At 46.4% G+C, this 5580-nt stretch carries 6 protein-coding genes; 4 read left to right on the top strand and 2 right to left on the bottom strand.

Annotated features, from left to right (window positions below; translation table 11 throughout):
- The 4 genes from B3180_RS07485 to rraB form a co-directional block, all read left to right on the top strand.
- The coding region (locus B3180_RS07485) for a toprim domain-containing protein (protein ID WP_286843821.1) at positions 1-661 on the top strand (661 nt) is incomplete at its 5' end.
- A 26-nt stretch (positions 662-687) separates the two neighbouring features.
- The gene (parC, locus tag B3180_RS07480) at positions 688-2934 is read left to right on the top strand and encodes a DNA topoisomerase IV subunit A (protein WP_054489173.1); all 2247 of its coding nucleotides are present in this window, start codon (positions 688-690) and stop codon (positions 2932-2934) included.
- Between the two features lie 9 nt (positions 2935-2943).
- Positions 2944-3684 carry a 1-acylglycerol-3-phosphate O-acyltransferase gene (locus B3180_RS07475; RefSeq protein ID WP_054489171.1) on the top strand — a complete coding sequence of 247 codons (741 nt, stop codon included), beginning with the start codon at positions 2944-2946 and terminating at the stop codon, positions 3682-3684.
- Positions 3681-4067, top strand: a complete 387-nt coding sequence (gene rraB / locus B3180_RS07470; protein WP_054489169.1) for a ribonuclease E inhibitor RraB — start codon at positions 3681-3683, stop codon at positions 4065-4067. Before B3180_RS07475 ends, rraB begins: the two co-directional genes overlap by 4 nt.
- A gap of 12 nt (positions 4068-4079) precedes the next feature.
- On the opposite strand, the gene B3180_RS07465 is transcribed toward rraB, so the two are convergent.
- Positions 4080-4517 (bottom strand): hemerythrin domain-containing protein, encoded by a 438-nt coding sequence (locus B3180_RS07465; RefSeq protein WP_054489167.1) that lies wholly within the window; start codon positions 4515-4517, stop codon positions 4080-4082.
- A gap of 118 nt (positions 4518-4635) precedes the next feature.
- Positions 4636-5580: class I tRNA ligase family protein (locus B3180_RS07460; protein WP_286843820.1), on the bottom strand; the 945-nt coding region annotated here is incomplete at its 5' end.

Here is a 5580-nt window from a genome sequence, read left to right as displayed (position 1 = left end):
TGAATTGTTTTTAGTGGAAGGGGACTCGGCAGGAGGCTCTGCGAAGCAAGCTCGAGATCGTGAGTTTCAGGCGGTTATGCCGCTTCGCGGTAAAATTCTGAATACCTGGGAGGTTGACCCGGAACAAATTCTGGCGTCGCAGGAAATTCACGACATTTCGGTTGCGGTAGGCGTTGACCCAAACAGTGTCGACTTAGACAAATTGCGTTATGGGAAAATTTGTATTTTAGCGGATGCCGACTCAGACGGTTTGCACATCGCAACCTTGCTTTGTGCACTGTTTGTGAAGCACTTCAGACCATTAGTGGAAAACGGTCATATTTTTGTCGCGATGCCACCACTTTATCGCGTAGATGTCGGCAAGGACGTCTATTACGCGTTGGATGAAGGTGAAAAGCAGGGCATTTTAGATCGTATCGAGGCTGAAAAGCGCAAAGGCAAAGTGAATGTTCAGCGTTTTAAAGGTTTGGGTGAGATGAACCCGTTAACCTTACGTGAAACCACTATGGATCCAAATACCCGCCGACTGGTTCAGTTGACCATTGACGATGGCGAACTAATGGAAGAGCTGATGGATATGCTTTTAGCGAAAAAACGAGCTGCAGACCGCCGTACCTGGTTGGAAAGCAAAGGTAACATGGCCGACTTGGCTGAACTGTAAGCACTTGTGAGCAAGGAGAAGTCAGAATGTCGACGGAAGTTACAGAAACCCGCCCACTGAGTCGCTTTACGGAAGAAGCCTACCTGAATTATTCCATGTACGTGATCATGGACAGGGCACTACCGAATATCGGTGATGGTTTAAAACCGGTACAGCGACGCATTGTATACGCAATGTCAGAGCTTGGACTCTCGGCACTTGCTAAATATAAAAAATCAGCCCGTACCGTGGGTGATGTTCTTGGTAAATTTCACCCTCATGGTGACAGTGCATGTTATGAAGCTATGGTGCTCATGGCTCAGCCTTTCACCTACCGTCACCCGCTGGTCGACGGTCAGGGTAACTGGGGTTCACCGGATGACCCTAAATCCTTCGCAGCTATGCGTTATACCGAGGCCAGACTGTCTAAGTTTAGTGAAGTTTTACTCAGCGAGCTGGGTCAGGGGACGGTCGACTGGATACCGAACTTTGATGGCACGATGAAAGAGCCTCAGGTGCTGCCTGCGCGGCTACCACATATTTTGCTAAATGGTGTAACCGGCATTGCAGTCGGTATGGCCACGGACATTCCTCCTCACAATGCTCGTGAAGTGGCTAATGCCTGCGCAATGTTGCTGGAAAAGCCGGGTAGTCAGCTTGAAGATATTATGGAAGTGCTGAAGGGACCGGATTACCCGACCGATGCTGAAATTATTACGCCAACGGATGACATCACTAAGCTTTATGAAACGGGGCGCGGTAGTATTAAAATGCGTGCCTGCTACAGTGTTGAAGATGGTGAAATTGTTATTACGGCCTTACCGCACCAGGCATCCGGGGCAAGAGTATTAGAGCAAATAGCGCATCAAATGCAGGCCAAGAAACTGCCTTTAGTTTCGGACTTGCGTGATGAGTCAGACCATGAAAACCCGACAAGGTTAGTTGTGGTTCCTCGCTCAAATCGGGTGGATACAGAACAGTTAATGAATCACCTGTTCGCCACAACAGATCTGGAAAAGCAGTACCGGGTTAACCTGAATATTCTGGGCTTAGATGGCCGGCCGAAAGTGAAGCCGCTGGTTGGCATTCTTAAAGAGTGGCTGGAGTTTCGTCAGACAACAGTAACGCGACGTTTGCAGCATCGCTTAGATAAAGTGCTGGCGCGCCTGCATATTTTAGAAGGCTTACTTATTGCTTATCTCAATATTGATGAAGTTATTGAGATTATCCGTACTGAAGATAAACCGAAAGACGAGTTAATGAGTCGCTTTGGGTTATCGGATAAACAAGCTGAAGCTATTCTGGAGCTGAAGTTACGCCACTTAGCAAAATTAGAAGAAATGAAGCTGACCGGCGAGCAAGATGAACTTAATAAAGAGCGCGAAAAGCTGCAGACTTTACTGGGCTCAGATCGTCGTTTGAAAACACTGATCAAGAAAGAGTTGCTAGCTGATGCGGAAACTTATGGTGACGAGCGCCGTTCGCCAATTGTTGAGCGCTCTGAAGCTAAAGCGTTAAGCGAGCGTGATTTAACGCCAGCCGAAGCGGTAACTGTTGTGTTATCGAAGAAAGGCTGGGTGCGCTCTGCTAAAGGTCATGATATCGAAGGTGAGAAGCTCAGTTATAAATCCGGTGACAGCTATCTGGCGTCGGCTGAAGGTAAGAGTAATCAGCCTGTGGTGTTCCTTGATACTTCAGGGAAAAGCTTCTCCTGTGAAGCGCATCTGTTGCCATCAGCAAGGAGCCAGGGTGAACCTCTGACCGGACGTTTCAGTTTAGTTGCGGGTGAAAACGTTGAGCACGTTCTAATGGCCAAAGACGAAAGTCATTTACTATTGGCATCCGACGCTGGTTATGGGTTTGTTTGCCAGTTCAGCGACTTAGTCAGCCGTAATAAAAACGGTAAAGCTATTATCACATTACCGACCGGCGCTAAGATACTGCCACCTAATAAAGTGAATGATTTGCAGGAAGACAAAGTTGTTGTTATTTCCAATGAAGGCCGGATGTTGGTCTTCCCTGTCGCAGACTTGCCTCAACTGAGTAAAGGAAAAGGCAACAAGTTAATTAGTATTCCTGCTTTGCGTGCGCAGTCTCGCGAAGAATATGTGGTTGCATTGGCTACTGCGGCGCCGGACAAAGCTATTACTTTGATTGCCGGTAAGCGTAAGCTGACTCTGAAACCTGCAGATTTAGAGCATTACTATGGAGAACGCGGACGGCGTGGTAATAAACTACCGCGCGGATTACAACGTGTTGATGAAATAGTGGTTGAGCAAGACAAGGATAATTGAGGAGTTTGAATGTTAGCCTTGTTGCGGTGGGTATTTCTTGGTGGATTCGTTGTATTGTTCGGTGTGGTCGGTTGCTTATTTTGTATCATCCGCCCCTTTCATCGTAATAATACTTACAGGTTCGCTCATATTTTTGGGTGGGCAATACGAGTTTTAGGCATGCGAATTGAAGTGAGTCGTCACCCGGACATTGAAAAGGGTGGCCCTTACGTCTTTGTCTGTAACCATCAGAACAGTTGGGAAATATTCACCATTGCAGCAATGCTGCCCAAAAATACCGTTACTGTGGGCAAGAAAAGCCTGCGCTGGATACCGTTCTTCGGGTGGCTTTATTGGTTAGCAGGAAATATTCTGATTGACAGAAAAAACGCCGGAAAAGCTCATGGCACCATAGGACAAACGGCGGATGCTATAAAGCAACGAGACATTTCGGTATGGATGTTTCCGGAAGGAACCCGAAGTTACGGAAGAGGGCTGTTACCCTTTAAGAATGGTGCTTTTCATACTGCGTTTCGGGCTCAGGTTGACGTGGTTCCGGTATGTGTCTCTGAGTTACATGGCAAGGTAAAGATGAACCGCTGGAACAATGGTGTGCTGAAAGTTGCTTTTCTGGAGCCGGTACGAATTGCAAACTACCAGCGTGAAAACTTACGTGAGCTGAGTGGGCACTGCCATCAGCTAATGGATGATAAAATTAAGCAGCTGAACACAAGTATTGAACGAGAACAGGCGGAAAAGGATAAATCATGAGCCGAGATCTTAATGATCTACTTAAGCAAAGTGAAGAAACCGTACAGGCTTTGATAGCTGACGGTGCGGAGACAGATCTCCTGTATGAAATTGAGCATCACCTGGCCAGCCAGGACTTTACTAAGTTGGAAAAAGCGGCCGTAGAGCTTGTTAAGCAAGGCTACCATGTGGACGATGCCGATGAGTTTGAAGACGAACGCGGTAAGCGTTGGTTTGCGTTTATGGCGGTCACAGATGCTGAGCTTGATAGCGATATTCTAAACCGGCAGGTGAGAGAAATAGCTGCTATAGCCGATGACTGTGAGGTTGAATACGATGGCTGGGGCACCTTGATTGAAGATGATGAACTTGAAGGTGAAGAGTTCGACGATGGAGAGGAATAACCTCTCCTGATTTTACAAACCTTTTTCTTTCATCATATTGCGGTAGTCACTTCCTAAGCCGGATTTTTCGGACTCACTTAATACCTTTCCTGCGCGCTGGAAAAATCCCTGCTCTTCATCTTTCAGATGATGTAAGACTTTATGTTTTAAATTTTTAAAGTGTTGAAGCCAGGCTGGCGACGACATTTCCGTTTGTTCTAAGGTTTCAATCAGTTCGTCAATTTCATGGTGCTCAGCGATACCGTGTCGCGACATTTCTATTGTGTCATCGTCTTTGATAAGAGGGTTATAAAAGTATCGTTCCTCAGCGGCAGCGTGTTGTTCCAGCTGGAGCTTTAGTTGCTGATAGTATTGTTCACGCTCCGGCGCTTCTCCGGTCGTTTCCAATAGCAATTCAAGCAATTTACGTTGTTTATCGTGATCAACTCTCAGTTCTTCGAAAATAGTCATGACTCTCTCCCTTTGTCTCGTTATTTTTCACTACGAGAGCCCTCTTAAAATAGATTATTTTTCAAAAAAAAGCCCGAATCAGAGACTCGGGCTTTTAGCGATACACTTTTAATGAAAATTAAAGCGCTTTAATTTTCTCTTGCTGCTCTTGCAGTTGCTTGAGCGTAGTTTCTGCTTCAGCAAGCTTCTCACGTTCTTTAGCAATGACAGCTTCTGGTGCTTTACTGACAAAGTTATCGTTGCCCAACTTACCGTTCAGACGCTGCCACTCTTTGTTCGCTTTCTCGATAGATTTTTGCAGTCGCTGTAGCTCTGCTTCTTTATCAATTAAACCGGCCATTGGAATATGCAGCTTCAACGTATCAACCAGTGCGGTCATACTGGCTGGTGCATCATCATCGCTTTCAATAAACTCAATAGACTCCAGCTTTGCCAGGCTACTGAGGAAGCTTTGGTTATTCTCAATACGGCCTCTGGCCATTGAATCAGCATTTGAAAGTAGCAGAGGCAAAGGCTTATTCGGTGATAAATCCATTTCGCCACGAATATTTCGAATAGCTAAAATAACGCGCTTCAGCCACTCCATGTCCTGCATTGCCTGATGGCTGACGTTGTCCTCAACCTGCGGGAACGGCTGCAGCATAATGGTATCATCCGTATTACCAACCAGCGGTTTCACCCGTTGCCAGATAGTTTCAGTAATGTACGGCATAACCGGATGCAGTAAGCGCAGTAACTGTTCTAAAACATTCACCAGTGTGTGGCGAGTACCGCGTTGTTGCACTTCCGTACCATTTTGCAGTACCGGTTTAGTGAGTTCCAGATACCAGTCACAAAACTGGTTCCAGGTAAATTCATAGGCAATAGCGGCAGCCTGATCAAAACGATAGGTATCCAAAGCCTGACGGAAGTCTTTTACTGTGCTGTTAAAGCGGGCAATAATCCATTCGTCGGCCAGTGACAGAGTCATATCGTCGTTTTCAAGACCACAGTCATTCTCTTCGGTACTCATTAAAACATACCGGCTGGCGTTCCACAGCTTGTTGCAGAAGTTGCGATAGCC

The sequence above is a fragment of the Idiomarina sp. UBA4206 genome (assembly GCF_002383015.1).
GTDB classification, from domain to species: Bacteria; Pseudomonadota; Gammaproteobacteria; order Enterobacterales; family Alteromonadaceae; genus Idiomarina; species Idiomarina abyssalis.
The sequence above is the reverse complement of the archived record's forward strand: the minus strand, read 5'-3'. Positions and strand labels throughout refer to the sequence as shown.